At 50.8% G+C, this 25,012-nt stretch carries 30 protein-coding genes; 15 read left to right on the top strand and 15 right to left on the bottom strand.

The features are described 5' to 3' along the window. Nucleotides 1-123 precede the first annotated feature (123 nt). Complete coding sequence (gene greA / locus AACU94_RS11890) at nucleotides 124-600, bottom strand: transcription elongation factor GreA (protein ID WP_064529530.1); 477 nt, start codon at nucleotides 598-600, stop codon at nucleotides 124-126. Between the two features lie 246 nt (nucleotides 601-846). Here greA and dacB point away from each other — a divergent pair, with 246 nt between their 5' ends. Next, nucleotides 847-2,280, top strand: a complete 1,434-nt coding sequence (gene dacB, locus AACU94_RS11885) for a serine-type D-Ala-D-Ala carboxypeptidase (protein WP_130219205.1) — start codon at nucleotides 847-849, stop codon at nucleotides 2,278-2,280. Nucleotides 2,281-2,470: 190 nt separating this feature from the next. On the opposite strand, the gene cgtA is transcribed toward dacB, so the two are convergent. From cgtA to rplU, 4 genes are all read right to left on the bottom strand, one after another. Next, the gene (gene cgtA, locus AACU94_RS11880) at nucleotides 2,471-3,643 is read right to left on the bottom strand and encodes an Obg family GTPase CgtA (protein WP_135489484.1); all 1,173 of its coding nucleotides are present in this window, start codon (nucleotides 3,641-3,643) and stop codon (nucleotides 2,471-2,473) included. A gap of 15 nt (nucleotides 3,644-3,658) precedes the next feature. Beyond that, nucleotides 3,659-4,624 carry a DMT family transporter gene (locus tag AACU94_RS11875; protein ID WP_000813011.1) on the bottom strand — a complete coding sequence of 322 codons (966 nt, stop codon included), beginning with the start codon at nucleotides 4,622-4,624 and terminating at the stop codon, nucleotides 3,659-3,661. A 125-nt stretch (nucleotides 4,625-4,749) separates the two neighbouring features. Continuing rightward, nucleotides 4,750-5,007, bottom strand: coding sequence for a 50S ribosomal protein L27 (gene rpmA, locus AACU94_RS11870; protein WP_000940595.1), 258 nt, complete (start codon nucleotides 5,005-5,007; stop codon nucleotides 4,750-4,752). Between the two features lie 20 nt (nucleotides 5,008-5,027). Continuing rightward, entirely contained in the window at nucleotides 5,028-5,339 is a 312-nt protein-coding gene (gene rplU, locus AACU94_RS11865; protein WP_000271401.1) for a 50S ribosomal protein L21, read from the bottom strand. Nucleotides 5,340-5,597: 258 nt separating this feature from the next. Between rplU and ispB the strand changes: the two genes are divergently transcribed. Next, nucleotides 5,598-6,569, top strand: a complete 972-nt coding sequence (ispB, locus tag AACU94_RS11860) for an octaprenyl diphosphate synthase (protein ID WP_135489483.1) — start codon at nucleotides 5,598-5,600, stop codon at nucleotides 6,567-6,569. Nucleotides 6,570-6,795: 226 nt separating this feature from the next. Then, entirely contained in the window at nucleotides 6,796-7,074 is a 279-nt protein-coding gene (gene sfsB, locus AACU94_RS11855; protein ID WP_064529526.1) for a DNA-binding transcriptional regulator SfsB, read from the top strand. A gap of 47 nt (nucleotides 7,075-7,121) precedes the next feature. Here sfsB and murA read toward each other — a convergent pair whose 3' ends face one another. The 7 genes from murA to mlaF form a co-directional block, all read right to left on the bottom strand. After that, nucleotides 7,122-8,381, bottom strand: coding sequence for a UDP-N-acetylglucosamine 1-carboxyvinyltransferase (murA, locus tag AACU94_RS11850; RefSeq protein ID WP_135489482.1), 1,260 nt, complete (start codon nucleotides 8,379-8,381; stop codon nucleotides 7,122-7,124). A gap of 54 nt (nucleotides 8,382-8,435) precedes the next feature. After that, nucleotides 8,436-8,690 (bottom strand): BolA family iron metabolism protein IbaG, encoded by a 255-nt coding sequence (gene ibaG / locus AACU94_RS11845; protein ID WP_010379217.1) that lies wholly within the window; start codon nucleotides 8,688-8,690, stop codon nucleotides 8,436-8,438. A 159-nt stretch (nucleotides 8,691-8,849) separates the two neighbouring features. Then, on the bottom strand, nucleotides 8,850-9,143 hold the full coding sequence (mlaB, locus tag AACU94_RS11840; RefSeq protein WP_130204582.1) for a lipid asymmetry maintenance protein MlaB: 294 nt from the start codon (nucleotides 9,141-9,143) through the stop codon (nucleotides 8,850-8,852). Beyond that, entirely contained in the window at nucleotides 9,143-9,778 is a 636-nt protein-coding gene (gene mlaC, locus AACU94_RS11835) for a phospholipid-binding protein MlaC (protein WP_130204580.1), read from the bottom strand. Before mlaC ends, mlaB begins: the two co-directional genes overlap by 1 nt. Before the next feature lie 18 nt (nucleotides 9,779-9,796). Next, on the bottom strand, nucleotides 9,797-10,348 hold the full coding sequence (gene mlaD / locus AACU94_RS11830) for an outer membrane lipid asymmetry maintenance protein MlaD (RefSeq protein ID WP_130223776.1): 552 nt from the start codon (nucleotides 10,346-10,348) through the stop codon (nucleotides 9,797-9,799). A 4-nt stretch (nucleotides 10,349-10,352) separates the two neighbouring features. Further along, nucleotides 10,353-11,135 (bottom strand): lipid asymmetry maintenance ABC transporter permease subunit MlaE, encoded by a 783-nt coding sequence (gene mlaE, locus AACU94_RS11825; RefSeq protein WP_000925792.1) that lies wholly within the window; start codon nucleotides 11,133-11,135, stop codon nucleotides 10,353-10,355. A gap of 7 nt (nucleotides 11,136-11,142) precedes the next feature. Beyond that, a complete protein-coding gene (gene mlaF, locus AACU94_RS11820) occupies nucleotides 11,143-11,952 on the bottom strand; it encodes a phospholipid ABC transporter ATP-binding protein MlaF (RefSeq protein WP_000438245.1) in 810 nt (269 codons plus the stop codon). 209 nt (nucleotides 11,953-12,161) lie between these two features. On the opposite strand from mlaF, the gene AACU94_RS11815 reads away from it, so the two are divergent. From AACU94_RS11815 to yrbL, 12 genes are all read left to right on the top strand, one after another. Further along, on the top strand, nucleotides 12,162-13,139 hold the full coding sequence (locus tag AACU94_RS11815) for a calcium/sodium antiporter (RefSeq protein ID WP_130219199.1): 978 nt from the start codon (nucleotides 12,162-12,164) through the stop codon (nucleotides 13,137-13,139). 13 nt (nucleotides 13,140-13,152) lie between these two features. Next, a complete protein-coding gene (kdsD, locus tag AACU94_RS11810) occupies nucleotides 13,153-14,139 on the top strand; it encodes an arabinose-5-phosphate isomerase KdsD (protein WP_130204572.1) in 987 nt (328 codons plus the stop codon). A gap of 20 nt (nucleotides 14,140-14,159) precedes the next feature. Continuing rightward, a complete protein-coding gene (gene kdsC / locus AACU94_RS11805) occupies nucleotides 14,160-14,726 on the top strand; it encodes a 3-deoxy-manno-octulosonate-8-phosphatase KdsC (RefSeq protein ID WP_064529519.1) in 567 nt (188 codons plus the stop codon). Next, entirely contained in the window at nucleotides 14,723-15,298 is a 576-nt protein-coding gene (gene lptC / locus AACU94_RS11800) for an LPS export ABC transporter periplasmic protein LptC (protein ID WP_064529518.1), read from the top strand. The genes kdsC and lptC overlap by 4 nt, the downstream gene beginning before the upstream one ends. Beyond that, nucleotides 15,267-15,824 carry a lipopolysaccharide ABC transporter substrate-binding protein LptA gene (gene lptA / locus AACU94_RS11795; protein WP_130219197.1) on the top strand — a complete coding sequence of 186 codons (558 nt, stop codon included), beginning with the start codon at nucleotides 15,267-15,269 and terminating at the stop codon, nucleotides 15,822-15,824. Before lptC ends, lptA begins: the two co-directional genes overlap by 32 nt. 6 nt (nucleotides 15,825-15,830) lie before the next feature. Beyond that, complete coding sequence (lptB, locus tag AACU94_RS11790) at nucleotides 15,831-16,556, top strand: LPS export ABC transporter ATP-binding protein (protein ID WP_000224099.1); 726 nt, start codon at nucleotides 15,831-15,833, stop codon at nucleotides 16,554-16,556. 47 nt (nucleotides 16,557-16,603) lie between these two features. Next, entirely contained in the window at nucleotides 16,604-18,037 is a 1,434-nt protein-coding gene (rpoN, locus tag AACU94_RS11785; RefSeq protein WP_135489481.1) for an RNA polymerase factor sigma-54, read from the top strand. Nucleotides 18,038-18,059: 22 nt separating this feature from the next. Beyond that, the gene (hpf, locus tag AACU94_RS11780) at nucleotides 18,060-18,347 is read left to right on the top strand and encodes a ribosome hibernation promoting factor (protein ID WP_001176602.1); all 288 of its coding nucleotides are present in this window, start codon (nucleotides 18,060-18,062) and stop codon (nucleotides 18,345-18,347) included. Nucleotides 18,348-18,464: 117 nt separating this feature from the next. After that, nucleotides 18,465-18,956: a PTS IIA-like nitrogen regulatory protein PtsN gene (gene ptsN, locus AACU94_RS11775; protein WP_000183677.1), complete on the top strand. Its 492-nt coding sequence runs from the start codon at nucleotides 18,465-18,467 to the stop codon at nucleotides 18,954-18,956. Between the two features lie 45 nt (nucleotides 18,957-19,001). After that, nucleotides 19,002-19,856, top strand: a complete 855-nt coding sequence (gene rapZ / locus AACU94_RS11770) for an RNase adapter RapZ (protein WP_000243741.1) — start codon at nucleotides 19,002-19,004, stop codon at nucleotides 19,854-19,856. Beyond that, nucleotides 19,853-20,125, top strand: a complete 273-nt coding sequence (gene npr / locus AACU94_RS11765; RefSeq protein ID WP_000216792.1) for a PTS phosphocarrier protein NPr — start codon at nucleotides 19,853-19,855, stop codon at nucleotides 20,123-20,125. The genes rapZ and npr overlap by 4 nt, the downstream gene beginning before the upstream one ends. 222 nt (nucleotides 20,126-20,347) lie before the next feature. Next, complete coding sequence (yrbL, locus tag AACU94_RS11760) at nucleotides 20,348-20,980, top strand: PhoP regulatory network protein YrbL (RefSeq protein ID WP_135403600.1); 633 nt, start codon at nucleotides 20,348-20,350, stop codon at nucleotides 20,978-20,980. On the opposite strand, the gene mtgA is transcribed toward yrbL, so the two are convergent. From mtgA to arcB, 3 genes are all read right to left on the bottom strand, one after another. Continuing rightward, complete coding sequence (mtgA, locus tag AACU94_RS11755) at nucleotides 20,977-21,705, bottom strand: monofunctional biosynthetic peptidoglycan transglycosylase (RefSeq protein WP_135489480.1); 729 nt, start codon at nucleotides 21,703-21,705, stop codon at nucleotides 20,977-20,979. The genes yrbL and mtgA overlap by 4 nt on opposite strands. Then, nucleotides 21,702-22,355: an isoprenoid biosynthesis glyoxalase ElbB gene (gene elbB, locus AACU94_RS11750; RefSeq protein ID WP_135489479.1), complete on the bottom strand. Its 654-nt coding sequence runs from the start codon at nucleotides 22,353-22,355 to the stop codon at nucleotides 21,702-21,704. The genes mtgA and elbB overlap by 4 nt, the downstream gene beginning before the upstream one ends. A gap of 229 nt (nucleotides 22,356-22,584) precedes the next feature. Continuing rightward, complete coding sequence (gene arcB / locus AACU94_RS11745) at nucleotides 22,585-24,921, bottom strand: aerobic respiration two-component sensor histidine kinase ArcB (protein ID WP_130219189.1); 2,337 nt, start codon at nucleotides 24,919-24,921, stop codon at nucleotides 22,585-22,587. Between the last annotated feature and the right edge of the window lie 91 nt (nucleotides 24,922-25,012).

Here is a 25,012-nt window from a genome sequence, read left to right as displayed (position 1 = left end):
AAAACGAGGGATTTTCCGCAAGCAGGAGAGCAAAATGCCACGCTCTGTTCGTTGATAAAAGGCCGCATAGCGGCCTTTTTCCTTTCTTTACAATACATCAACATTTTGAGTATTGGGTAATTCTTACAGGTATTCCACCTTAATTACTTCAAATTCTACATCGCCGCCCGGCGTTTTGATGACCACGACATCATCTTCTTCTTTGCCAATCAGGCCACGAGCAATAGGCGAGTTTACAGAAATCAGGTTTTGTTTAAAGTCAGCTTCGTCATCGCCTACGATGCGATAGGTCTGTTCTTCGTCAGAATCCAGATTCAGCACCGTTACGGTAGCGCCAAAAATCACGCGACCATTGTTTGGCATTTTGGTGACATCAATCACCTGCGCGTTCGACAGCTTGGCTTCGATGTCTTTGATACGGCCTTCGCAGAAGCCCTGCTGTTCACGAGCTGCGTGGTATTCGGCGTTTTCTTTCAGGTCGCCATGCTCACGCGCTTCCGCGATAGCAGCAATGATTTCAGGACGGCGCACAGATTTCAGAAAATCCAGCTCTTCGCGTAATTTTTCAGCGCCGCGTAAGGTCATCGGAATAGCTTGCATTTGTTATACCTCTTGAATATTCCTGATGGGGAGAGTCTCCACTCGCCCCGGCTGTTCGGCATGCCCGGCACAACTCCTCGTCGGGGCCAGAAGCAAAAAATACCGACCCGGGAACAGGTCCCAGGCCAGCAATAATTCACATTTTGATAGTCATTTTACCCTGAAGTTCCCGAAGGGTCATCGTTTACTTTATAGGGCGTTGCGCCGTAGTATGACGGCTCGATTCCAGGTTGTTAGCGCGAGATTATGCGATTTTCCAGATTTATCATCGGATTGACCAGCTGTATAGCGTTCAGTGTTCAGGCCGCGAATGTAGATGAGTACATTACTCAACTCCCCGCTGGCGCCAACCTTGCCCTGATGGTGCAAAAAGTCGGCGCGTCTGCCCCCGCTATTGATTACCATAGTCAGCAAATGGCGCTGCCCGCCAGTACGCAGAAGGTGATCACTGCGCTGGCGGCGTTGATTCAACTTGGCCCCGATTTTCGTTTTACCACGACGCTTGAAACCAAAGGCAATGTGGAAAACGGCGTACTCAAGGGTGACTTAGTGGCGCGATTTGGTGCCGATCCGACGTTAAAACGTCAGGATATTCGTAATATGGTGGCGACCCTGAAAAAATCAGGCGTCTCCCAAATCGAGGGCAATGTGTTCATAGACACGTCCATTTTTGCCAGTCACGATAAAGCCCCCGGCTGGCCCTGGAACGATATGACACAATGCTTTAGCGCCCCGCCTGCCGCCGCCATTGTTGACCGCAATTGCTTTTCCGTCTCGCTCTACAGTGCCCAAAAACCCGGTGATATGGCCTTTGTTCGCGTGGCCTCTTATTACCCTGTAACGATGTTCAGCCAGGTACGCACTCTCCCCCGTGGTTCAGCCGAAGCGCAATATTGCGAGCTGGATGTGGTGCCAGGCGACCTTAACCGCTTTACGTTAACCGGATGCCTACCACAACGTTCTGAGCCGCTCCCGTTGGCTTTTGCCGTACAGGATGGCGCCAGCTACGCCGGAGCGATTCTGAAAGATGAGTTAAAACAGGCAGGCATTACTTATTCCGGCACGCTACTGCGACAAACGCAGGTTAACGACCCAGGAACGGTGGTTGCCAGTAAACAGTCGGCCCCTTTGCACGATCTGCTTAAGATTATGCTGAAAAAGTCCGACAACATGATCGCCGATACCGTCTTTCGCATGATTGGTCATGCGCGCTTTAATGTCCCTGGGACATGGCGGGCCGGGTCGGACGCCGTGCGTCAGATCCTGCGTAAGCAGGCGGGTGTGGATATTGGCAACACGATTATTGCAGATGGTTCAGGGCTTTCACGGCATAACCTGATTGCACCAGCCACCATGATGCAGGTGCTGCAATACATTGCCCAACACGACAATGAGCTTAACTTTATCTCAATGCTACCTTTGGCAGGCTACGATGGTTCGTTGCAGTACCGTGCAGGTCTGCATCAAGCGGGAGTAGATGGTAAAGTTTCAGCGAAAACAGGTTCGTTGCAGGGCGTGTATAACCTGGCAGGATTCATCACCACAGCAAGTGGGCAACGAATGGCGTTCGTACAATATCTTTCTGGTTACGCAGTAGAACCCGCGGATCAGCGTAATCGCCGTATTCCGTTGGTACGTTTTGAAAGCCGTTTGTATAAAGATATTTACCAGAACAATTAGTCAAAAAGAAACCCCGGCACATGGCCGGGGTTTCAGATTATTGACAAAGCGCGTTTTGTTTATGCCGGATGCGGCGTGAATGCCTTATCCGGCCTACAAAATCGTGCAAATTCAATATATTGCAATCATCTTGTAGGCCTGACCTGATAAGTGTAGCGCATCAGGCTTATTTGGCGTTTGTCATCAGTGATTAACGCTTGTAAATGAACTCAACGCCTTCTTCGTCGTCTTCGTCCCAGTCGTCATCCCAGTCTTCATCATCCTCTTCAGCAATCTCTTCAAGCTGCTGACGGTGATAATCATCCCACATGAATTCGACTTTCTCAGGCTGTTTCGCTTCTTCTGCCTGCACGACCGGGTTTTCAATGATAAAGGTCATCACATCCCAGCAGAGATCTTTCACGCCCAGTCCGCTCGCCGCAGAGATCAGATAATATTTATCTTCCCAGCCCAGCGCCTCAGCGATCGCTTTCGCTTTCTCTTCAGCTTCTGCTTTATCCAGCAGGTCGATCTTGTTGAAGACTAACCAGCGTGGTTTCGCCGCCAGATCCTGGCTGTATTTTTCCAGCTCGCTGATAATAATACGCGCATTTTCAACCGGATCGGTGCCGTCAATCGGATCGATATCGATGAGGTGCAACAGGACGCGGCAACGTTCCAGGTGTTTCAGGAAGCGAATGCCCAGACCTGCGCCTTCCGCAGCGCCTTCAATCAACCCCGGGATATCAGCAACAACGAAGCTCTTCTCGTTGTCCATACGTACCACGCCAAGGCTTGGTACGAGCGTAGTAAACGGATAGTCCGCTACTTTCGGTTTAGCCGCCGAGACAGCGCGGATAAATGTCGATTTACCGGCATTTGGCATCCCCAGCATACCGACATCAGCCAGCAGCATCAGCTCCAGCAGCAGCTCGCGCTTATCGCCCGCCGTACCGTTGGTTTTCTGCCGTGGTGTACGGTTAACGGACGATTTGAAACGGGTATTGCCCAGACCGTGCCAGCCGCCCTTGGCAACCAGCAGACGCTGACCGTGTTTGGTCATATCGCCCATGGTTTCACCGGTACCCTGGTCGATTACACGCGTACCTACCGGCACTTTAATCGTCACGTCTTTACCGCGCTTACCGGTACAATCGCGGCTTGCGCCGTTTTGACCGCGCTCTGCACGGAAAGATTTTTCAAAACGATAATCGATAAGCGTGTTCAGGTTCTCGTCGGCTTCCATCCATACGTCACCACCGTCACCGCCGTCGCCGCCATCCGGGCCGCCTTTCGGAATATATTTTTCGCGGCGGAAGCTCACGCAACCATTACCGCCATCACCTGCAACGACCAGAATCGATGCTTCATCAACAAACTTCATTTTATTCTCCGTAAATCATTCGCCTGCGCGGGGTTGCGATACCACCGTTGTATGCTTACGTAATCCGCCCCAAATACGATGACCAATGGCGGAATACATCGCGCCCGCAACCACGACAAACGCACCGAGATAACCTAAAAGGTTTAACATCGGTCTGGCGAAGAAATCGGGCCAGGCCAGTGATAAAAGATCTGAAAAAAACAGCGTAAACAGTGGGGTGAGCGTGATGATCGCACTCACCTGCGCTGCCTGCCAGCGAGCCATCGCTTCCGCCAGGGCGCCATATCCTACCAAGGTATTCAGTCCGCAAAAAATTAAACATGCGAGCTGCCAGTGGCTAAGCTGCGCTATCACTCCTGGCTTTGCCAGAGGGAAGAGCGCAATTGTACATAAAGTGTACAGTAAAAACAGGATCTGCGGTGAGGCCAGCCGACGCAATAAAACCTTTTGCGCCACGCCATAACTCACCCAGACCGTCGCCGCACCGACCCCAAAGATAACTCCCCAGGTGTAATCGGTGAGCTTTGTAAATATCTCGACCAGACTGGTGTTAAAAAACATCACCAGGCCGCTCAGGAGCATCAATGCCCCTACAACCTGAGTGCTGCGCATTTTCTCTTTCAGGATAAATACGCTGGCAACCATCATGCCAACTGGCGAGAGTTGCCCAATCACCTGCGAAGCGGTCGGGCTCAGGTATTGCAAGGATGAACTGAACAGGATGAAGTTCCCAAACAGCCCAGCGGTCGCCACTGCCAACAAAATCAACCAGCGTGGCTTACGAAACACGCGTAATGGCGGCAACCTCTTCTTCATCGCAAGAATGGCACCAAGACCAATACTCGCCATCAAGAAACGGTAAAACACGATTGTCGGAGGCTCCATCACCTCCAGCACCTGCTTCATTGCGATTGGCAACGCCCCCCAGCAAATTGCTGTGGTGAGCGCCAAAAGAATGCCAATGCCTGCCTGCTGCTTCATACCGTATTCCCTGCAAAGCGCATTTGCGGATTAACGCCGCACCATGCGCATTTTACCGGTTATCGAATGTAAAAAGCCCCGCAACGTGTTGCGGGGCTTTCATCCGTTACCGGGACGCGAAAAACTTATTCAGCTTCGATGCTGATAAATTTACGGTTTTTCGGGCCTTTAACTTCGAATTTCACTTTACCGTCTGCTTTAGCAAACAGAGTGTGGTCACGACCGCAACCTACGTTAGCGCCAGCGTGGAATTTGGTACCACGTTGACGAACGATGATGCTACCCGCCAGAACGGATTCGCCACCGAAACGCTTAACGCCCAGGCGTTTAGCTTCTGAATCGCGACCGTTACGTGTGGAGCCGCCAGCCTTTTTATGTGCCATTTGAAATCTCTCCTCAGGTCTTAGGCGCTGATGCCAGTAATTTTCACATCAGTGAACCACTGACGATGGCCCTGCTGCTTACGATAGTGTTTACGACGGCGAAACTTAACGATTTTAACTTTCTCGCCACGACCGTGAGCAACAACTTCAGCTTTGATTACGCCGCCATCAACGAAAGGAACGCCGATTTTGACTTCTTCACCGTTTGCGATCATCAGCACTTCAGCGAACTCAACAGTTTCGCCAGTTGCGATGTCCAGCTTTTCCAGGCGAACGGTCTGACCTTCGCTTACTCGGTGTTGTTTACCACCACTTTGGAAAACCGCGTACATATAAAACTCCGCTTCCGCGCACACCTTTTCAATGATTCAGAGTGCGCTATAAATATTCACAATAGGGCGCGAATATTACGCAAAACGCACGCCTTTGACAAGTGCTACAGTCAATACACGAAGAAAAAAAACACAACTTGTACGGTAACGTTTATCTGTGCCATTTTTTCAGTACAATCACTCTATATTCCTAACCATAAACCCTAAGTTGCCTCTGTTCACAGTAAGGTAATCGGGGCGAAAAGCCCGGCTTTTGCGATGAATTTAGAAAAAATCAATGAGTTAACCGCGCAAGATATGGCGGGTGTTAATGCAGCAATTCTCGAGCAGCTTAATTCCGACGTCCAACTGATCAATCAGTTAGGCTATTACATCGTCAGCGGCGGCGGTAAACGTATTCGTCCGATGATTGCTGTACTGGCTGCACGAGCTGTTGGCTATGAGGGGAATGCACATGTCACCATTGCTGCCCTAATTGAGTTTATCCACACGGCGACCCTGCTACACGACGACGTTGTGGATGAATCAGATATGCGCCGAGGTAAAGCTACCGCCAACGCCGCTTTTGGTAACGCTGCCAGCGTGCTGGTAGGCGATTTTATTTATACCCGTGCGTTCCAGATGATGACCAGCCTCGGCTCGCTCAAAGTGCTGGAAGTGATGTCAGAGGCTGTAAACGTCATCGCGGAAGGTGAAGTTTTGCAACTGATGAACGTTAATGATCCGGACATCACCGAAGAGAACTACATGCGCGTTATTTACAGCAAAACCGCACGTCTGTTCGAGGCTGCGGCTCAGTGTTCCGGTATTCTGGCAGGCTGTACGCCGGAAGAGGAAAAAGGCCTGCAAGATTATGGTCGTTACCTCGGCACGGCTTTCCAGCTGATCGACGATTTGCTCGATTACAATGCCGATGGCGAACAGTTGGGCAAAAATGTTGGTGATGATCTGAACGAAGGTAAACCGACGCTGCCGCTGCTGCATGCGATGCATCATGGCACACCAGAACAGGCACAGATGATCCGTTCCGCCATCGAACAAGGGAACGGTCGACATCTTCTGGAACCGGTTCTGGAAGCAATGAACGCTTGCGGCTCTCTGGAATGGACACATCAGCGTGCGGAAGAAGAAGCAGACAAAGCCATTGCTGCATTGCAAGTGTTACCGGATACCCCATGGCGAGAGGCGTTAATCGGCCTCGCACACATCGCTGTTCAACGCGATCGTTAATCCCTTCCTGTTATCCCGCGTACTGCGCGGGATAATTCTAATAAACTCCAAAAAATCCTCAATCAATCGCAAAATTGTCTGAAATACAGATGACTTATCTTAATATATTCTGAATATTCACACTCCTTACAGGAACTTTTTAGAACAATGCGCCATCAGGAGTATAGTGATTCCTGGCAGAACGCATGTTCTGAATGAAAGCGACCAACTTAAGGAGTGAGGAAAGATGGAGAATAATTTCATTGACTGGCATCCCGCCGATATCATTGCGGGTTTGCGGAAAAGAGGAACGTCAATGGCGGCAGAATCTCGCAGAAATGGTTTGAGTTCCTCGACACTGGCGAATGCATTATCGCGTCCCTGGCCAAAAGGAGAGATGATTATTGCGAAAGCATTAGGAACTGATCCCTGGGTTATCTGGCCATCACGCTATCATGACCCGCTGACCCATGAGTTTATCGACAGATCACAGTTGATGCGCAGCTACACCAAACCGCAAAAATGAGTAGCCTGGCGGTAGCCCCGCGAACGGGGCTGCCAGCTATCAGACGATTACTCGCCTTTCACACGCTCAATGTTAGCACCAAGCGCGCGAAGTTTGTCTTCAATGCGCTCGTAGCCACGATCGATGTGATAAATACGATCAACAACCGTAGTACCTTCCGCAATGCAGCCAGCCAGCACCAGACTTGCTGAAGCACGCAGATCGGTTGCCATTACCTGTGCGCCGGAAAGTTTTTCAACACCGTGACAAATAACGGTATTGCTTTCAATTTCGGCATGCGCGCCCATACGGCTCAGCTCAGGTACGTGCATAAAGCGGTTTTCAAAGACCGTTTCGGTGATGAATCCCGTTCCTTCTGCCACCAGGTTCAGCAGCGTGAACTGGGCCTGCATATCGGTCGGGAACGCCGGATGCGGCGCAGTACGTACGTTAACGGCCTTCGGACGTTTGCCGTGCATATCCAGGCTAATCCAGTCTTCGCCTACTTCGATGTCCGCCCCAGCGTCACGCAGTTTCGCCAGCACAGCGTCAAGGGTATCTGGCTGGGCGTTACGGCAGACGATTTTGCCGCGAGAGATCGCCGCAGCAACCAGGAAAGTACCGGTTTCAATTCGATCCGGCAGGACGCGGTAAACGCCGCCACCTAAACGTTCCACCCCTTCGATGACAATACGATCGGTACCCTGGCCGCTAATTTTCGCGCCCAGCGTAACCAGGAAGTTCGCGGTATCGACGATTTCCGGTTCACGCGCCGCGTTTTCAATAATTGTGGTGCCTTCCGCCAGGGTTGCAGCACACATGATGGTCACGGTTGCACCAACACTGACTTTATCCATCACGATGTGCGCGCCTTTCAGACGGCCATCGACGGAAGCTTTAACGTAACCTTCTTCCAGTTTGATGGTCGCGCCTAATTGCTCAAGGCCGGAAATATGTAAATCAACCGGACGAGCACCAATCGTACAACCACCAGGCAGAGAAACCTGCCCCTGACCAAAACGAGCCACCAGCGGCCCAAGCGCCCAGATAGAGGCACGCATGGTTTTAACCAGATCGTAAGGCGCGCAGAAGACATTAACGTCACGGGCATCGATATGCACAGAACCATTACGTTCTACTTTGGCGCCAAGCTGGCTAAGCAGCTTCATTGATGTATCGACGTCTTTCAGTTTCGGGACGTTCTGGATCTCCACCGGATCTTCCGCCAGCAGTGCAGCGAAAAGGATAGGCAGAGCAGCATTTTTAGCGCCGGAAATTGTGACTTCGCCCTGGAGCTTCGTTGGCCCCTGAACACGAAATTTATCCATTTAGTATGTTCTCAGTTAACAATTCATATCCGCTACCGGCGTATCGCCCATAGCTCAAAAGCCGTTCAGTTTGCGATCACGCGCCCACTCCGCAGGGGTATACGCTTTGATCGACACAGCATGAATGCGGTTATCCGCAATATATTCCATCAGCGGACCGTAAACCGTCTGCTGTTTTTTAACCCGGCTCATGCCATCAAACATCTCACCCACGGCAATAACCTGAAAGTGGCTACCATCGCCGGAAACGTGGACTTCCTGGAGGGAAAGAGCGTTCATCAGCACGCTCTGAATTTCATTATTTTCCATGGGATCTTCATTCATCAGTTAATAAACCAGCGAAACATCTTAGAGCAAAGTTGCGCTGTCATAAATAAGCAAAAAGCCTTGCTGATTAATCAGACAAGGCTCGACTTACTGGTAGGTTTGCCGGACTGGCGGGTAACGCCTTATCCAGCCTGAAAAAAATTAACGAGGCAGGACATCAGACGGCAAATTATACAATTTTGCCAGGGTATACACCTTGTCGTTTACCCCCTGAAGCGTCACGCTGTTGCCTTGCTTTTTCGCCAGATCGATCAGATGGAGCAGCAACGCCAGTCCACCCGTATCAACGCGGGACACTCGACTAAGATCGATGCGGGTAATCCCCCTCACCGCTTCGTCACGCATTTCCCACAGCGGCAGCAGAACGTCCTGATCCAGCTCTCCGGTCAATACCAGGGTGTCACCCGTCTGCATCCAGCTCAGTGACTCGCTCATTATTTTTTCTCTTCCAGGGTGATTTTCTGTTGAGAAATAGACTTCAGTTGTGCGGTCAGACCATCGATGCCTTTCGTGCGCAGTAAAGTCCCCCACTCATTTTGTTTCGTGGTGATCATGCTGACGCCTTCGGCAATCATGTCATAAGCCTGCCACTTGCCAGTCTGAGAGTTTTTACGCCACTGGAAATCGAGACGTACCGGTGGACGGCCATTCGGGTCAATAATGGTGACGCGGATAGGCACAATGGTTTTATCACCCAACGGCTGTTCTGGCGCAATCTGATAGGTCTGACCGTGATACATCGCCAGCGCCTGACCGTAAGCCTGCTTCAGATACTCATGGAAAGCGGCAAAGTAGGCTTCACGCTGGGCTGGGGTCGCGCTTTTGTAGTACTGACCCAGTACCAGCGCACCGGCGTATTTTATCTGTACGTATGGAAGCAGTTCCTGATCGACGATGGTACGCAGGTAATCCGGATTAGCCCGAATTTGCGATTGTTCATTCTTCAGGCGATCGAACGTTTTCTGTGCCGCCTCGTCCATCAGCTTATAGGGATTAGTCTGATCTGCCGCGGTTGCCGCACTCAGCGGTGCAATCATTAGCAAAGCGACCATCATTAAACGTTTAAACATGCGTCGGTTCTCCTGAAATTATTTCGTTGTACCCACAGGTTCAGTGGTTTCATTATTACCTGGCGCAGCGGCTGGCGCATCGCCACTATTCTTATTGTCATCACCTTTACTGCCGTAAAGGAACTGACCAATGAGATCTTCCAGAACCATCGCAGATTTGGTGTCCTGAATCGTATCCCCCTCTTTCAGAATAGCAGTCCCTAGTTCCGGGTCTTCAAAACCGACGTTTAATGCCAGATATTGTTCCCCAAGCAAACCGGAAGTACGAATGCTCAACGAACTGGTATCAGGAATGTGGTTATAACGTTGTTCAATTTCCAGCGTCACGCGCGGTAGATAGGTTTTTGGGTCCAGCGTAATATCTGCAACCCGGCCTACGACAACACCACCAATACTAACCGGAGAGCGCGCTTTCAGGCCGCCGATATTATCGAACGTCGCATAAAGCGTGTAGGTCGGTTCAGTTCGCATTGACGTCACGTTTGCCGCTTTCAGGCAAACAAACAGCGCCGCCAGCAGTGCTGCTAATAAAAAGATACCCACCCAAATTTCATTTTTTTTCGTTTGCATGAACTCAATTCCCAAACATCAATGCGGTCAGCACAAAATCCAGCCCCAGAACGGCCAGAGACGAGTGGACAACGGTACGAGTGGTTGCCCGGCTAATCCCGGCAGAGGTCGGGATGGCGTCATAACCGTTAAACAGCGAAATCCACGTCACCGTAATAGCGAACACCACGCTCTTAATCAGACAGTTGACCAGATCCATACGCCAGTCGACGGCGTTTTGCATTGCCGACCAGAAGAATCCACTATCAATACCTTTCCAACTGACGCCGACCAGCGATCCGCCCCAGATCCCCACGGCGACGAAAATTATCGTCAGCAGCGGTAGTGAAATTACCCCAGCCCAGAAACGTGGGGAAATGACGCGGCGCAGTGGGTCCACGGCCATCATCTCCATGCTGGAGAGCTGCTCTGTGGCGCGCATCAAACCGATTTCCGCAGTTAACGCCGAACCGGCACGTCCGGCAAACAGCAGTGCTGCGACCACCGGCCCCAGTTCGCGCAGCAGCGACAAGGCCACTAGCATCCCCAGACTGGTTTCCGCACTATAAGTGGTCAGCACCAGATAACCTTGCAGACCCAGCACCATTCCGATGAACACGCCAGAAACCACAATAATCAGCATCGACAGGACGCCGACATTATAGAGCTGACGCACCAACAGCGGCGCATGTTTGCGAAATTCCGGTTTGCCGACCAGCGCATTGAATAACATTAACCCGGCCCGCCCGAACGTTCTCAGGGTTTTAATCCCTTTATGTCCGAGCGACGCCAGCGCATTTAACAGCATGAGTGGCTTAACTCCCTGGTAAAAGATCAGCGTGATAATCGCCGGCAGGATAACGGAACGGAACTGGTCCGTCAGCAATCCCGTCCAGAAACTGACGTACGCGAGGATCAGGATTCGCCTGCAACGCCTGGGCGCTACCGTGAGCGACAATCTTTTTGTCTGCCAGGATCCAGGCGTGATCCGCAATACTTAAGACTTCCGGCACATCGTGAGAAACCACCACACAGGTTACGCCCAGCGCGCTGTTCAGCTCGGAAATCAGCTTCACCAGTACGCCCATAGTGATGGGATCTTGCCCAACAAACGGCTCATCAAACATGATGAGATCCGGCTCCAGCGCAATTGCACGCGCCAGCGCCGCACGACGCGCCATCCCGCCTGAAAGCTCCGATGGCATAAGTTTAGCCGCTCCGCGCAGCCCCACTGCTTCCAGCTTCATCATCACCGTACTATGCAACAATGGTGCGGGAAGTTGGGTATGTTCACGCAGTGGATAGGCGACGTTGTCAAAAACGTTCATATCGGTGAACAGCGCTCCGGACTGAAACAACATGCTCATCCGTTTACGCACGGTATACAGGCGCGAACGAGACATCGCCGGAATATTTTCGCCATCAAAAAGGATCTCGCCATGATCTGGCGCGATTTGCCCACCAATCAGACGGAGTAGCGTCGTTTTACCGATGCCTGATGGCCCCATAATCGCCGTGATCTTCCCTCGCGGCACGGTCAGGGAAATATTATCGAAGATGCAGCGATTGCCACGCGTAAAACTGACATCGCGCATATCGACTAAATTCGCCACAGACTGCTCCATAATTCACCCTTTGTCTTGCGTTGATTTTCTAAGCATGGCGCTCAATTTAACCTTGAACCCAACATATTTACAGAATATTACCCGCCGCGGTTAGCGAAAGCTGGCATTTGTTTTACTTTTTAGCCGCATAAAGTCAAAATTAAGAATTCATTACGGCTTTCTGAAAATCTTCAGCGGACCGGCGAGTATACCTGAAGAAAGGACGTTAGATGCTTTTAGCTACGGCACTGTTAATTGTTGGTTTACTTTTGGTCGTTTACAGTGCCGACCGTCTGGTATTTGCCGCCTCTATTCTTTGCCGCACTTTTGGCATCCCACCGCTGATCATCGGCATGACGGTGGTCAGTATTGGTACGTCACTTCCAGAAATAATCGTTTCGCTTGCCGCGTCGCTGCATGAACAACGAGATTTAGCCGTCGGCACAGCACTCGGCTCAAACATAATCAATATTTTACTGATCCTCGGTCTGGCTGCGCTGGTGCGCCCTTTTACCGTACATTCCGATGTTCTGCGCCGTGAATTACCATTAATGTTATTAGTCAGTGTGGTGGCCGGTTCCGTACTCTATGACGGACAACTTGGTCGCAGCGATGGTATCTTTCTCCTCTTTCTGGCTGTGCTATGGCTGCTGTTCATTGTTAAACTTGCACGTCAGGCAGAACGTCAGGGGACTGACAGCCTGACCAGAGAACAGCTTGCAGAGCTACCGCGCGAAGGCGGTTTACCTGTCGCGTTTTTATGGCTCGGCATTGCATTGATTATCATGCCGGTAGCAACGCGGATGGTGATTGACAACGCCACCGTACTGGCGAATTACTTTGCCATCAGCGAGTTGACTATTGGTCTGACGGCAATCGCTATCGGCACTAGTCTGCCGGAACTGGCAACCGCGATAGCAGGTTTTCGCAAAGGTGAAAACGACATTGCTGTCGGTAATATCATTGGCGCAAACATTTTTAATATTGTCATCGTGCTGGGTTTACCCGCGCTGATAACGCCCGGGGAGGTTAACCCACTGGCGTACAGCCGTGACTGCAGCGTGATGCTGTTGGTCAGTATTATTTTTGCGTTGCTATGCTGGCGACGCTCCCGGCAATCTGGCCGTGGCATTGGGGTATTATTAACAGGCGGATTTGTCGTATGGCTGGCGATGTTGTACTGGTTATCGCCAATACTCGTTGAATAACTGGAAACGCATTATGTCGCACGTAGAGTTGCAACCGGGTTTTGACTTTCAGCAAGCAGGTAAAGAAGTCCTGGCGATTGAACGTGAATGCCTGGCAGAGCTTGATCAATACATCAATCAGAATTTCACGCTCGCCTGTGAAAAGATGTTCTGGTGTAAAGGTAAAGTCGTGGTCATGGGAATGGGTAAATCGGGACACATTGGGCGCAAAATGGCAGCAACCTTTGCCAGCACCGGTACTCCGTCATTTTTCGTCCATCCCGGTGAGGCCGCACATGGCGATTTAGGCATGGTCACCCCGCAGGACGTGGTCATTGCGATTTCTAACTCAGGTGAATCCAGCGAAATCACGGCCTTAATCCCGGTACTCAAACGCCTGCATGTACCGTTAATTTGCATCACCGGTCGTCCGGAGAGCAGCATGGCACGCGCAGCAGACGTGCATCTGTGTGTTAAAGTAGCAAAAGAAGCTTGTCCGTTAGGGCTGGCGCCAACCAGCAGTACTACCGCGACGCTGGTCATGGGAGATGCGCTCGCCGTCGCCTTGTTGAAAGCGCGCGGCTTTACCGCCGAAGATTTTGCACTTTCGCATCCAGGCGGCGCACTTGGTCGTAAACTTCTGCTTCGCGTCAGCGATATTATGCATACGGGCGACGAGATCCCGCATGTCAAGAAAACGGCCAGCCTGCGCGATGCGCTGCTGGAAGTCACCCGCAAAAATCTTGGTATGACCGTCATTTGCGATGACAATATGATGATTGAAGGCATCTTTACCGACGGTGATTTACGCCGTGTCTTCGATATGGGCGTGGATGTCCGTCAGTTAGGTATTGCCGATGTGATGACGCCGGGGGGAATTCGTGTACGTCCTGGCATTCTGGCCGTTGAGGCGCTGAACTTAATGCAGTCCCGCCATATCACTTCCGTAATGGTTGCCGATGGCGACCATTTACTCGGTGTGTTACATATGCACGATTTATTGCGTGCTGGCGTAGTGTAAAGATTCAAGGATAAACAACAATGAGTAAAGCAGGTGCGTCGCTTGCGACCTGTTACGGCCCTGTTAGCGCCGATGTGATGGCAAAAGCAGAGAACATTCGTCTGCTGATCCTCGACGTTGATGGCGTATTGTCAGATGGTCTGATTTATATGGGTAACAATGGCGAAGAGCTGAAAGCGTTCAATGTTCGTGACGGTTACGGTATCCGCTGTGCGCTCACCTCTGATATTGAAGTCGCCATCATTACTGGACGAAAGGCTAAACTGGTAGAAGATCGGTGTGCAACGTTAGGGATCACTCATCTGTATCAGGGGCAATCAAACAAGCTTATCGCCTTTGGCGATCTGCTGGAAAAACTGGCGATTGCGCCAGAAAACGTGGCTTACGTTGGTGATGATCTTATCGACTGGCCAGTGATGGAAAAAGTGGGCTTAAGCGTGGCCGTAGCCGATGCGCATCCGCTATTGATTCCGCGCGCTGATTACGTGACGCGCATTGCTGGCGGTCGTGGCGCGGTTCGTGAAGTTTGCGACTTATTACTTCTGGCGCAGGGCAAACTGGATGAAGCCAAAGGGCAATCGATATGAGTAAAGCCAGACGTTGGGTTATCATTGTGCTATCACTGGCGGTTCTGGTGATGATCGGCGTTAACATGACCGAGAAAGACGATACCGCCCAGGTGGTCGTCAACAACAATGATCCCACCTATAAAAGCGAGCATACGGACACGCTCGTCTATAACCCAGAAGGAGCCCTAAGCTATCGATTGATTGCTCAACACGTTGAATATTATTCCGATCAGGCCGTTTCGTGGTTTACGCAACCCGTACTTACCACGTTTGATAAGGATAAAATCCCGACATGGTCGGTTAAAGCAGATAAAGCCAAGCTAACCAATGACCGGATGCTCTATTTATATGGACACGTTGAAGTCAACGCACTCGTGCCGGACTCTCAACTTCGCAGAATCACGACGGATAACGCGCAGATCAATCTGGTGACGCAGGATGTTACCTCTGAAGACCTCGTCACGTTATACGGAACAACATTTAACTCCAGCGGTCTGAAAATGCGCGGCAACTTACGCAGCAAGAATGCCGAGCTGATTGAAAAGGTTAGAACATCCTATGAAATTCAAAACAAACAAACTCAGCCTTAATCTTGTGCTTGCCAGCTCACTTCTGGCCGCCAGCATTCCGGCATTTGCCGTTACCGGAGATACTGACCAACCGATCCACATTGAGTCGGACCAGCAATCTCTTGATATGCAAGGCAACGTGGTTACCTTTACCGGTAATGTCGTCGTGACTCAAGGCACCATTAAAATTAATGCCGATAAAGTGGTCGTTACCCGTCCGGGCGGCGAACAAGGTAAAGAGGTGATTGACGGCTACGGTAAACCGGCAACGTTCTACCAGATGCAGGACAACGGTAAACCCGTTGAAGGTCACGCTTCCCAGATGCACTACGAACTGGCAAAAGATTTTGTCGTTCTGACGGGTAATGCTTATCTGCAGCAGGTCGATAGCAATATTAAGGGCGATAAGATCACTTACCTGGTGAAAGAGCAGAAAATGCAGGCTTTCAGTGACAAAGGTAAGCGTGTGACCACCGTTCTGGTGCCGTCACAGTTGCAGGACAAAAACAACAAAGGCCAGACCCCGGCGCAGAAGAAGGGTAATTAATTCGTTATGGCAACTTTAACTGCAAAGAACCTTGCAAAAGCCTATAAAGGCCGCCGCGTGGTGGAAGACGTCAGCCTGACCGTCAACTCCGGGGAGATTGTCGGTCTGCTGGGGCCAAACGGTGCCGGTAAGACGACCACTTTCTACATGGTCGTTGGCATTGTGCCGCGCGATGCGGGCAACATTATTATTGATGACGACGATATCAGCCTTCTGCCGCTGCATGCGCGTGCGCGTCGCGGTATCGGCTATTTGCCGCAGGAAGCCTCTATTTTCCGTCGCCTCAGCGTTTACGATAACCTGATGGCGGTACTGCAAATTCGTGACGACTTATCCGCTGAACAGCGTGAAGATCGCGCGAATGAGCTGATGGAAGAGTTCCACATTGAGCATTTACGCGACAGCATGGGGCAATCGCTCTCCGGTGGTGAACGCCGTCGTGTAGAAATTGCGCGCGCACTGGCTGCGAATCCGAAATTTATCCTCCTCGATGAACCATTTGCCGGGGTTGACCCGATCTCGGTTATCGACATCAAACGTATCATTGAACACCTGCGCGACAGCGGCCTGGGCGTGCTTATCACCGACCATAACGTGCGTGAAACGTTGGCTGTTTGTGAACGCGCTTATATCGTCAGTCAGGGGCATTTAATCGCTCATGGCACGCCGACAGAAATCTTACAAGATGAACATGTTAAGCGTGTATACCTTGGGGAAGACTTCAGACTCTGATAGGGTAGAAGTTTGCGACGTTTTAGCAGGAGAGTACGATTCTGAACATGAAGCAAGGTTTGCAACTCAGGCTTAGCCAACAACTGGCAATGACGCCTCAGCTACAACAGGCGATTCGTCTGTTGCAGTTGTCCACGCTGGAGCTTCAGCAGGAGCTACAGCAGGCGCTGGAAAGTAATCCATTGCTTGAGCAAATCGACACTCATGATGAAATCGACACTCACGAAACGCCAGACAGCGAAACGCTGGATACCGCTGACGCGCTCGAACAAAAAGAGATGCCGGAAGAGCTGCCGCTCGATGCCAGTTGGGATACCATCTACACCGCCGGTACGCCATCAGGCACCAGCGGTGACTACATCGACGACGAGCTGCCGGTCTATCAGGGCGAAACGACGCAGACCTTGCAGGATTATCTGATGTGGCAGGTCCAGCTGACACCGTTTTCCGACACTGACCGCGCTATCGCCACCTCCATCGTCGATGCCGTTGATGACACCGGTTATCTGACCGTCCCGCTGGAAGATATTCTCGAAAGTATGGGCGATGAAGAGATCGACATCGATGAAGTTGAAGCAGTTCTGAAACGCATCCAGCGTTTTGATCCGGTCGGTGTGGCAGCGAAAGATCTGCGTGACTGTCTGCTGATCCAACTTTCCCAATTCGATAAAACCACGCCGTGGCTGGAAGAAGCTCGACTGATCATTAGCGATCATCTCGATCTGCTGGCCAATCACGACTTTCGCTCATTAATGCGCGTCACGCGTCTGAAAGAAGATGTGCTGAAAGAAGCCGTCAATCTGATCCAGTCACTCGATCCACGTCCTGGCCAGTCGATCCAGACCGGTGAACCGGAATATGTCATCCCTGATGTGCTGGTGCGTAAGCATAACGGCCAGTGGACGGTTGAACTGAACAGCGACAGTATTCCACGTCTGCAAATCAACCAGCATTACGCCTCAATGTGCAATAACGCACGTAACGATGGCGACAGTCAGTTTATCCGCAGCAATCTGCAGGATGCTAAATGGTTGATTAAGAGCCTGGAAAGCCGTAACGATACGCTGCTGCGCGTCAGTCGCTGTATTGTTGAACAACAGCAAGCCTTCTTTGAGCAAGGCGAAGAATATATGAAACCGATGGTGCTGGCTGATATCGCCCAGGCCGTCGAGATGCATGAATCGACGATATCTCGCGTGACCACGCAAAAGTACCTGCATAGTCCACGAGGCATTTTTGAACTGAAGTATTTCTTTTCCAGTCACGTCAATACCGAAGGGGGTGGCGAAGCCTCTTCCACGGCGATTCGTGCACTGGTGAAGAAATTAATCGCGGCGGAAAACCCAGCGAAACCGTTGAGCGACAGCAAGTTAACCTCTTTGTTGTCAGAACAAGGTATCATGGTGGCACGCCGCACTGTTGCGAAGTACCGAGAGTCTTTATCCATTCCGCCGTCAAACCAGCGTAAACAGCTCGTTTGACCCAACCGATAAGGAAGACACTATGCAGCTCAACATTACCGGAAATAACGTCGAGATCACCGAGGCCCTGCGCGAATTTGTCACCTCAAAGTTTGCCAAACTTGAGCAATATTTTGACCGAATCAACCAGGTTTATGTTGTTCTGAAAGTGGAGAAAGTCACCCACACCTCAGATGCAACACTGCATGTTAACGGTGGCGAAATTCATGCCAGCGCGGAAGGTCAGGACATGTACGCCGCCATTGATGGCTTAATTGATAAGTTGGCACGTCAGCTAACCAAGCATAAAGATAAATTGAAACAACACTAATTGTCCGGGCAATTAGCAAGTGCATGGCGGCCTGTTGTATGGCACAACAGGCCATTTGTACGGTTAATGCTCCGAATCTGCCCCACTGTTTGAGTGGGCAGATTCTTAGGTGAAATTATGACAAATAATGATACAACTCTACAGCTTAGCAGTGTTCTTAACAGGGAATGTACGCGAAGCCGCGTCCACTGTCAGAGCAAAAAACGCGCCCTGGAAATCATCAGCGAACTGGCGGCAAAACAACTTAGCCTGCCGCCGCAGGTGGTTTTTGAAGCTATTCTGACGCGGGAAAAAATGGGCAGTACCGGTATTGGTAATGGCATTGCCATTCCGCACGGCAAACTGGAAGAAGATACCCTACGCGCGGTTGGCGTTTTCGTTCAGCTAGAAACACCCATTGCTTTTGATGCCATCGATAACCAGCCGGTAGACTTACTTTTTGCCCTGTTGGTACCCGCAGACCAAACCAAAACGCACCTGCACACTCTTTCGCTGGTCGCGAAACGTCTGGCGGACAAAACTATCTGCCGCCGTTTACGTGCAGCCCAGAGCGATGAAGAGCTGTATCAAATCATTACGGATACCGAAGGTACTCCGGATGAAACGTAGTTATTCTGTAATGTCTCTTTTAGACGTTGTGAGGAGAAACAGTACATGGTACTGATGATCGTCAGCGGACGTTCAGGGTCAGGCAAATCTGTCGCCCTGCGGGCGCTGGAAGATATGGGTTTTTACTGCGTGGATAACCTTCCCGTAGTGCTGTTACCCGATCTGGCTCGGACTCTGGCCGATCGCGAGATTTCTGCCGCCGTCAGCATTGATGTCCGCAATATGCCAGAGTCGCCAGAAATATTCGAACAGGCGATGAGCAATCTGCCTGATGCTTTCTCACCGCAACTCCTGTTTCTCGATGCCGATCGTAACACGCTGATTCGTCGTTACAGCGATACGCGCCGCCTGCATCCGCTTTCCAGCAAAAACCTGTCGCTGGAAAGTGCTATCGACAAAGAAAGCGATCTGCTGGAACCGCTGCGTTCACGGGCGGATCTGATTGTCGATACGTCTGAAATGTCCGTTCATGAACTGGCAGAAATGCTGCGTACCCGCCTGCTGGGTAAACGCGAGCGTGAACTGACAATGGTCTTTGAATCCTTCGGCTTCAAGCACGGTATTCCTATCGACGCGGATTACGTCTTTGACGTACGTTTCCTGCCGAACCCACACTGGGATCCGAAACTGCGTCCGATGACGGGCCTTGATAAACCTGTCGCCGCATTCCTCGATAGGCACACAGAAGTACACAATTTTATCTACCAGACGCGTAGCTATCTTGAGCTATGGTTACCTATGCTGGAAACCAACAACCGTAGCTACCTGACGGTCGCCATTGGTTGTACTGGCGGGAAACACCGTTCGGTGTATATTGCAGAACAGTTGGCTGACTACTTCCGCTCACGCGGTAAAAACGTCCAGTCACGCCATCGCACGCTGGAAAAACGTAAACCATGACCGTCAAACAAACTGTCGAAATCACTAACAAGCTGGGCATGCATGCCCGGCCTGCTATGAAACTGTTTGAATTAATGCAGGGTTTTGACGCCGAAGTGCTTTTACGTAATGACGAAGGCACCGAGGCTGAAGCCAACAGCGTTATTGCGCTGTTGATGCTGGATTCTGCCAAAGGACGACAGATTGAAGTCGAAGCGACCGGTCCGCAGGAAGTTGAGGCGCTGGCCGCCGTCATCGCCCTCTTTAACTCAGGTTTTGACGAAGATTAATCTTCGTCATTCCGACAATTAATTCCCCCAGACACGCCCCTTCCGCCCTAACGTACGAAAAAAGCACAAACCCCAAATATCCCCATTTCTCGCAAATTGTACATTTCGTGCGCTTTTCTGTAAGTATAAAACCTTAAGAAAACCTTAAAAAAGCTTGTTTAGGTTTTGTTTAAGTTAAGCCCTCATACTGGAGACAGTCAGAAAATACCTCCAGGAAATGGCATGATTCGCTTATCTGAACAAAGTCCCCTGGGCACCGGAAGACATCGAAAATGTTATGCGCATCCGGAAGATGCCCAACGCTGTATTAAAATTGTCTACCACCGTGGCGACGGTGGTGATAAAGAGATCCGCCGTGAGTTAAAGTACTATGCGCATCTTGGTCGTCGTTTGAAAGACTGGAGCGGTATTCCGCGCTATCACGGTACGGTTGAGACTGATTGCGGAACCGGTTATGTCTACGATGTCATTGCCGATTTTGATGGCAAACCGTCTATTACACTGAGCGAATTTGCTAAACAATGCCATTACGAAGAAGATATCGCGCAACTGCGTCAGTTACTAAAACAGTTAAAGCGTTATTTGCAGAATAACCACATCGTGACGATGTCGCTGAAGCCGCAGAATATCCTCTGCCACCGCATCAGTGAGTCAGAAATTATCCCTGTCGTCTGTGACAACATTGGTGAAAGCACGTTGATTCCACTGGCGACCTGGTCGAAGTGGTGTTGTCTGCGTAAGCAAGAGCGGTTGTGGCGACGTTTTATCACTCAACCAGCGTTAGCTGTTGCTCTGCAAAAAGAGGCGCAACCGCGTGACAGCAAAAAGCTCGCCCTCTCCTCGCGCGAAGCCTAATACAGCTGGTGTTGTTGCATAAACGACTCACCGCCTAACTGATGCATTTGCTGCAAAATCCACGCCTGACGGCTACGCACGTAGCCCGAAGGTGCAGTAACTTTGAAACGAAGTGGATTGGGTAATACAGCCGCCAGTAACGCTGCTTCCGAACGGGTAAGTTTGCTGGCAGATTTATGGAAATAACGCTGTGCCGCAGCCTCGACGCCAAACACACCTTCGCCAAATTCGGCGACATTCAGGTAAACCGCCAGGATGCGCTTTTTGCTCCAGACCGTTTCTATCCCCAGTGTTAATCCGGCTTCCAGCCCTTTTCTTACCCAACTTCGCCCATCCCACAAAAAGAGATTTTTGGCTGTCTGCTGCGAAATTGTTGATGCGCCGCGAATGCGGTTTTCATTGCGCTCGTTGTGCGCCAGGGCTTTCTCAATGGAAGCGACATCAAAACCCCAGTGCTCGGGAAATTTCTGATCTTCTGCGGCAATCACCGCCAGCCCCATCCACGGCGAGATTTGATCCATACTGACCCAGTCAGAATGCGCCACGTAACGAAAGTTGCCATGCAGCCAGGCACTTAGCTGACGCTCGGCCATCACCGCAGAGAACGGGACTGGCGCTATACTAAACAGCGCTATACCCCCGCCCCAGAGCACAACGAGGACAATCAGTAACCGCAGAATGAAACGGCGAACGAAACCGAACGCCGTTACGCGGCGTTTGCTCATTCCGCCAGAACCAGTACGCGGGAAACCAGCTTATCAATGCCACTTGCTGCTTCCGCAATGTTCTGTGCCAACATATACGCAGGTGTGGTAACAATCTTATTGTCTTCATCAACGACAATATCATCTACCGGACATGGCACATGCTCCGCGCCCATATCTTCCAGCACTTCTGCGGTATCGATATCTGTACCGATAGTCAAACGCAGCGGGAAATTGAAGATTTTCGGCAACATTGCCGGGGCAATACACATAAAGCCAAGCGGTTTTCCGGCCTGATGCATCGCTTGTGCCAGCACCTTTAACTCAAGGTCTACGCTGCATTCACTGCCAAGACTGGCAAAATCACTCAAATTCTTTGCCGCGCCAAATCCACCCGGCACAATTAACGCATCCAGTTCGGCGGCATCAGCCTGTGCCAGAGGGCGGATCTCACCACGCGTAATACGCGCCGCTTCAATCAACACATTGCGCGTTTCCGCCATTGCTTCACCGGTTAAATGGTTGATGACATCAACCTGCTGCTTATCTGGAGCAAAACAAACTGCCTGCGCGCCGCTGCGAGATATCGCTAATAACGTCAATACCGCTTCATGAATTTCAGAACCGTCATAGACGCCGCATCCGCTCAGAACTACGCCAATTTTCTTCATTGTGATCATCCTTTCGCAATTGACTGAAACACATTAATTTTTTTAATAAAAACGCTACGCATCACACATTTAACTGATTCATGTAACAAATCATTTAAGATTTGCTATCTTAACTGCATGCGGCCTGAAAAACAGTGCTGTGCCTTTGTTACTTATCATAAAAAATTACGGCGCAGCCAAGATTTCCCTGGTGTTGGCGCAGTATTCGCGCACCCCGGTTTAGCCGGGGTCATTTTTTAGCGGCTTTTGCCACCCACGCTTTCAGCACTTCTACGTCGTGACGCCACTCTTCTTTCATCTCTTCAATCCATTCACCAACATTATCTTCCCACGCAGGAAGATCGGGAGACTGAATTTGCTGCCCCAGCTGTTGTAGATGGCGTAACCCCACTGAACCCGCTGCGCCTTTAATTTTATGTCCTTCCTCAACGATGCCTTTTTTGTCCTGTGCCGTCAGGTTCGACTCCAGTACGCTGACATAGCCCGGCATCATCTTCTCAAACACGGCCAACCCGTCGGTAATCAGCTTCGGTCCTACAAGTTCGAGATACTGTTCCAGCATGGGAATATCGAGCAATGCTTCTGATTTACCACTCTCTTCTGTCGTCACCGTGCTCTCCTCATCATCCTGGGTATCCCAGAATTTCTTGATCATCGCGGTTAGCGCCGGAACAGAAAGCGGCTTACTCAGCACATCATCCATTCCAGCATTGAGGTACTCTTGTTTGTCTTTCAGCACGTTGGCGGTTAAGGCCACCAGCGGTGGTAAATCTTCCCGCGGATAACGCTTCGTCAGTTCGCGTGATATATCCAGCCCGGTCATATCTGGTAACTGAATATCCAGCAATACAAGGTCGTATTCGCCCGGCTTAAACATCTCCAGTGCTGCCTTACCAGACATCGCCACATCAACGCTGTTGCCCAGTTTTTCCAGCACCGAACGGGCAACGATGACGTTCAGCTCAATGTCTTCTACCAACAGCACATTCAGCGCCGGTAAAGGCATATCATCTTCATCAAACGCGTCATCCACTTCTTCCGCCACCGACGGCGCGTGGATCGTCAGGGTAAAGGTCGAGCCTTTACCTTGTTCGCTGGTGACTGTGATATCACCGCCCATATTTTTCGCCAGTCGACGAGAAACCGCCAGGCCAATACCCGTACCGGTTGCAGGTTTGCCACCGTGGCTGTCTTTCACCTGGTAATACATGGCGAAAATTTTATCCAGTTCATTCTGTGGAATACCGATGCCGGAGTCTTCCACTTCAAAATGCAGCATGTCGCCTTCGTCATAACGTACGCGAACAGTCACCTGGCCCTTCTGGGTAAATTTCACAGCGTTACTGATTAAGTTCCACAGGATCTGGCGTAAGCGAGTCCCGTCGGTAATCACCTGATGCGGCAACGGCAGTGTTGGTTCAAGAACAAAGCGCAAGCCTTTTTGTTGCGCCTGCAGTGCGGAGAGGTTTTCCAGATCGGCCAGGAAGCTGGTGAAATCAACCGGCTGGTTATCGAGCTGAACTTTACGTCGCTCCATCTTATCCATATCAATAATATCGTTGAAGATATTCCCCAAAGTGATGGCGGAAACATGGATAGTTTTGAGATATTTTTCCTGCTCGGCGGTGAGCTCTGTATCCAGCAGAATTCGGCTTAAGCCGACGATACCGTTCAGCGGCGTACGCAACTCATGACTGATGGTGGAGATAAAGGTTGTTTTGTCGCGGCTGGCGCGTTCTAGCGCATCCTGATAACGCTTACGCTCGGTAATGTCGCGGCCAAACCCCATCAAGCCGTGGCGTTTACCCACGCGGTCGTAGTACGGCACTTTACGGATTTCAAAGCAGGCTTTGCGTCCATCCGGATAATCCAGCCACTGTTCATAGGTCAGTGACACATTATGACGGAACACCTTCTCGTCGGTTTCAATGACTTTCGCTGCGGCTTCCGGCGAGTAAACGTCCGCAGGTTTCAAATGCACCAACTGTTTTTCGCTTTTCCCGGTCAGCAGTTCCATCGCACGGTTACAGCCGGAAAACTCTTTATCTTCGTTACGGTAAAAAACCAGATCGGGTGAAGCATCAAGGAAGGAACGTAAGAACGAAGATTGTTGTTCGAGTTGAATTTGCGTCTCTTCGCGCTCTTTGATTTCAATTTTCAGCTGACCGAAGGTTTCCTGCAGTTCTGCTTCTGCTTTTTCACGAACGGCGATTTCCTGATTTAGCTGGGCAATATTATCTTTTAACTGAACGTTGAGGCTCAAATCGCGCTCGCGCATCTCCTCCAGTTTTTGCACCAGTCGTGACAGGCGTTGCCGTGACTCCTCGAGCTGCTCAACGACTACCGAAAGAAAGTAGACCGCCCATGGCGTAATCAACAAACCAAAGAAAATAGAGCGGATAACATCAATGCTTTCGACCTGACCATGCAGCACCATGGTTACCGCCATTTGTACCACAATGGCAAGAACGACGAGGGCCAGCGCCAGCAACATTGAGAAGCGCACCAGACCTAACTTCATCATCAGGTCAACATAGTACTGCGCCAGCAGACGAATTTGCTTCATTAGGGGATTCCTTCACGACAACCTGCCCCAATAATACCCAATTCTGGCAGTTACGTTATAAATTGTGTGAGAAATGCGGAATTCCCCTCAA

Source organism: Escherichia sp. E4702 (genome assembly GCF_963883545.1).
Lineage (GTDB): Bacteria > Pseudomonadota > Gammaproteobacteria > Enterobacterales > Enterobacteriaceae > Escherichia.
The sequence above is the reverse complement of the archived record's forward strand: the minus strand, read 5'-3'. Positions and strand labels throughout refer to the sequence as shown.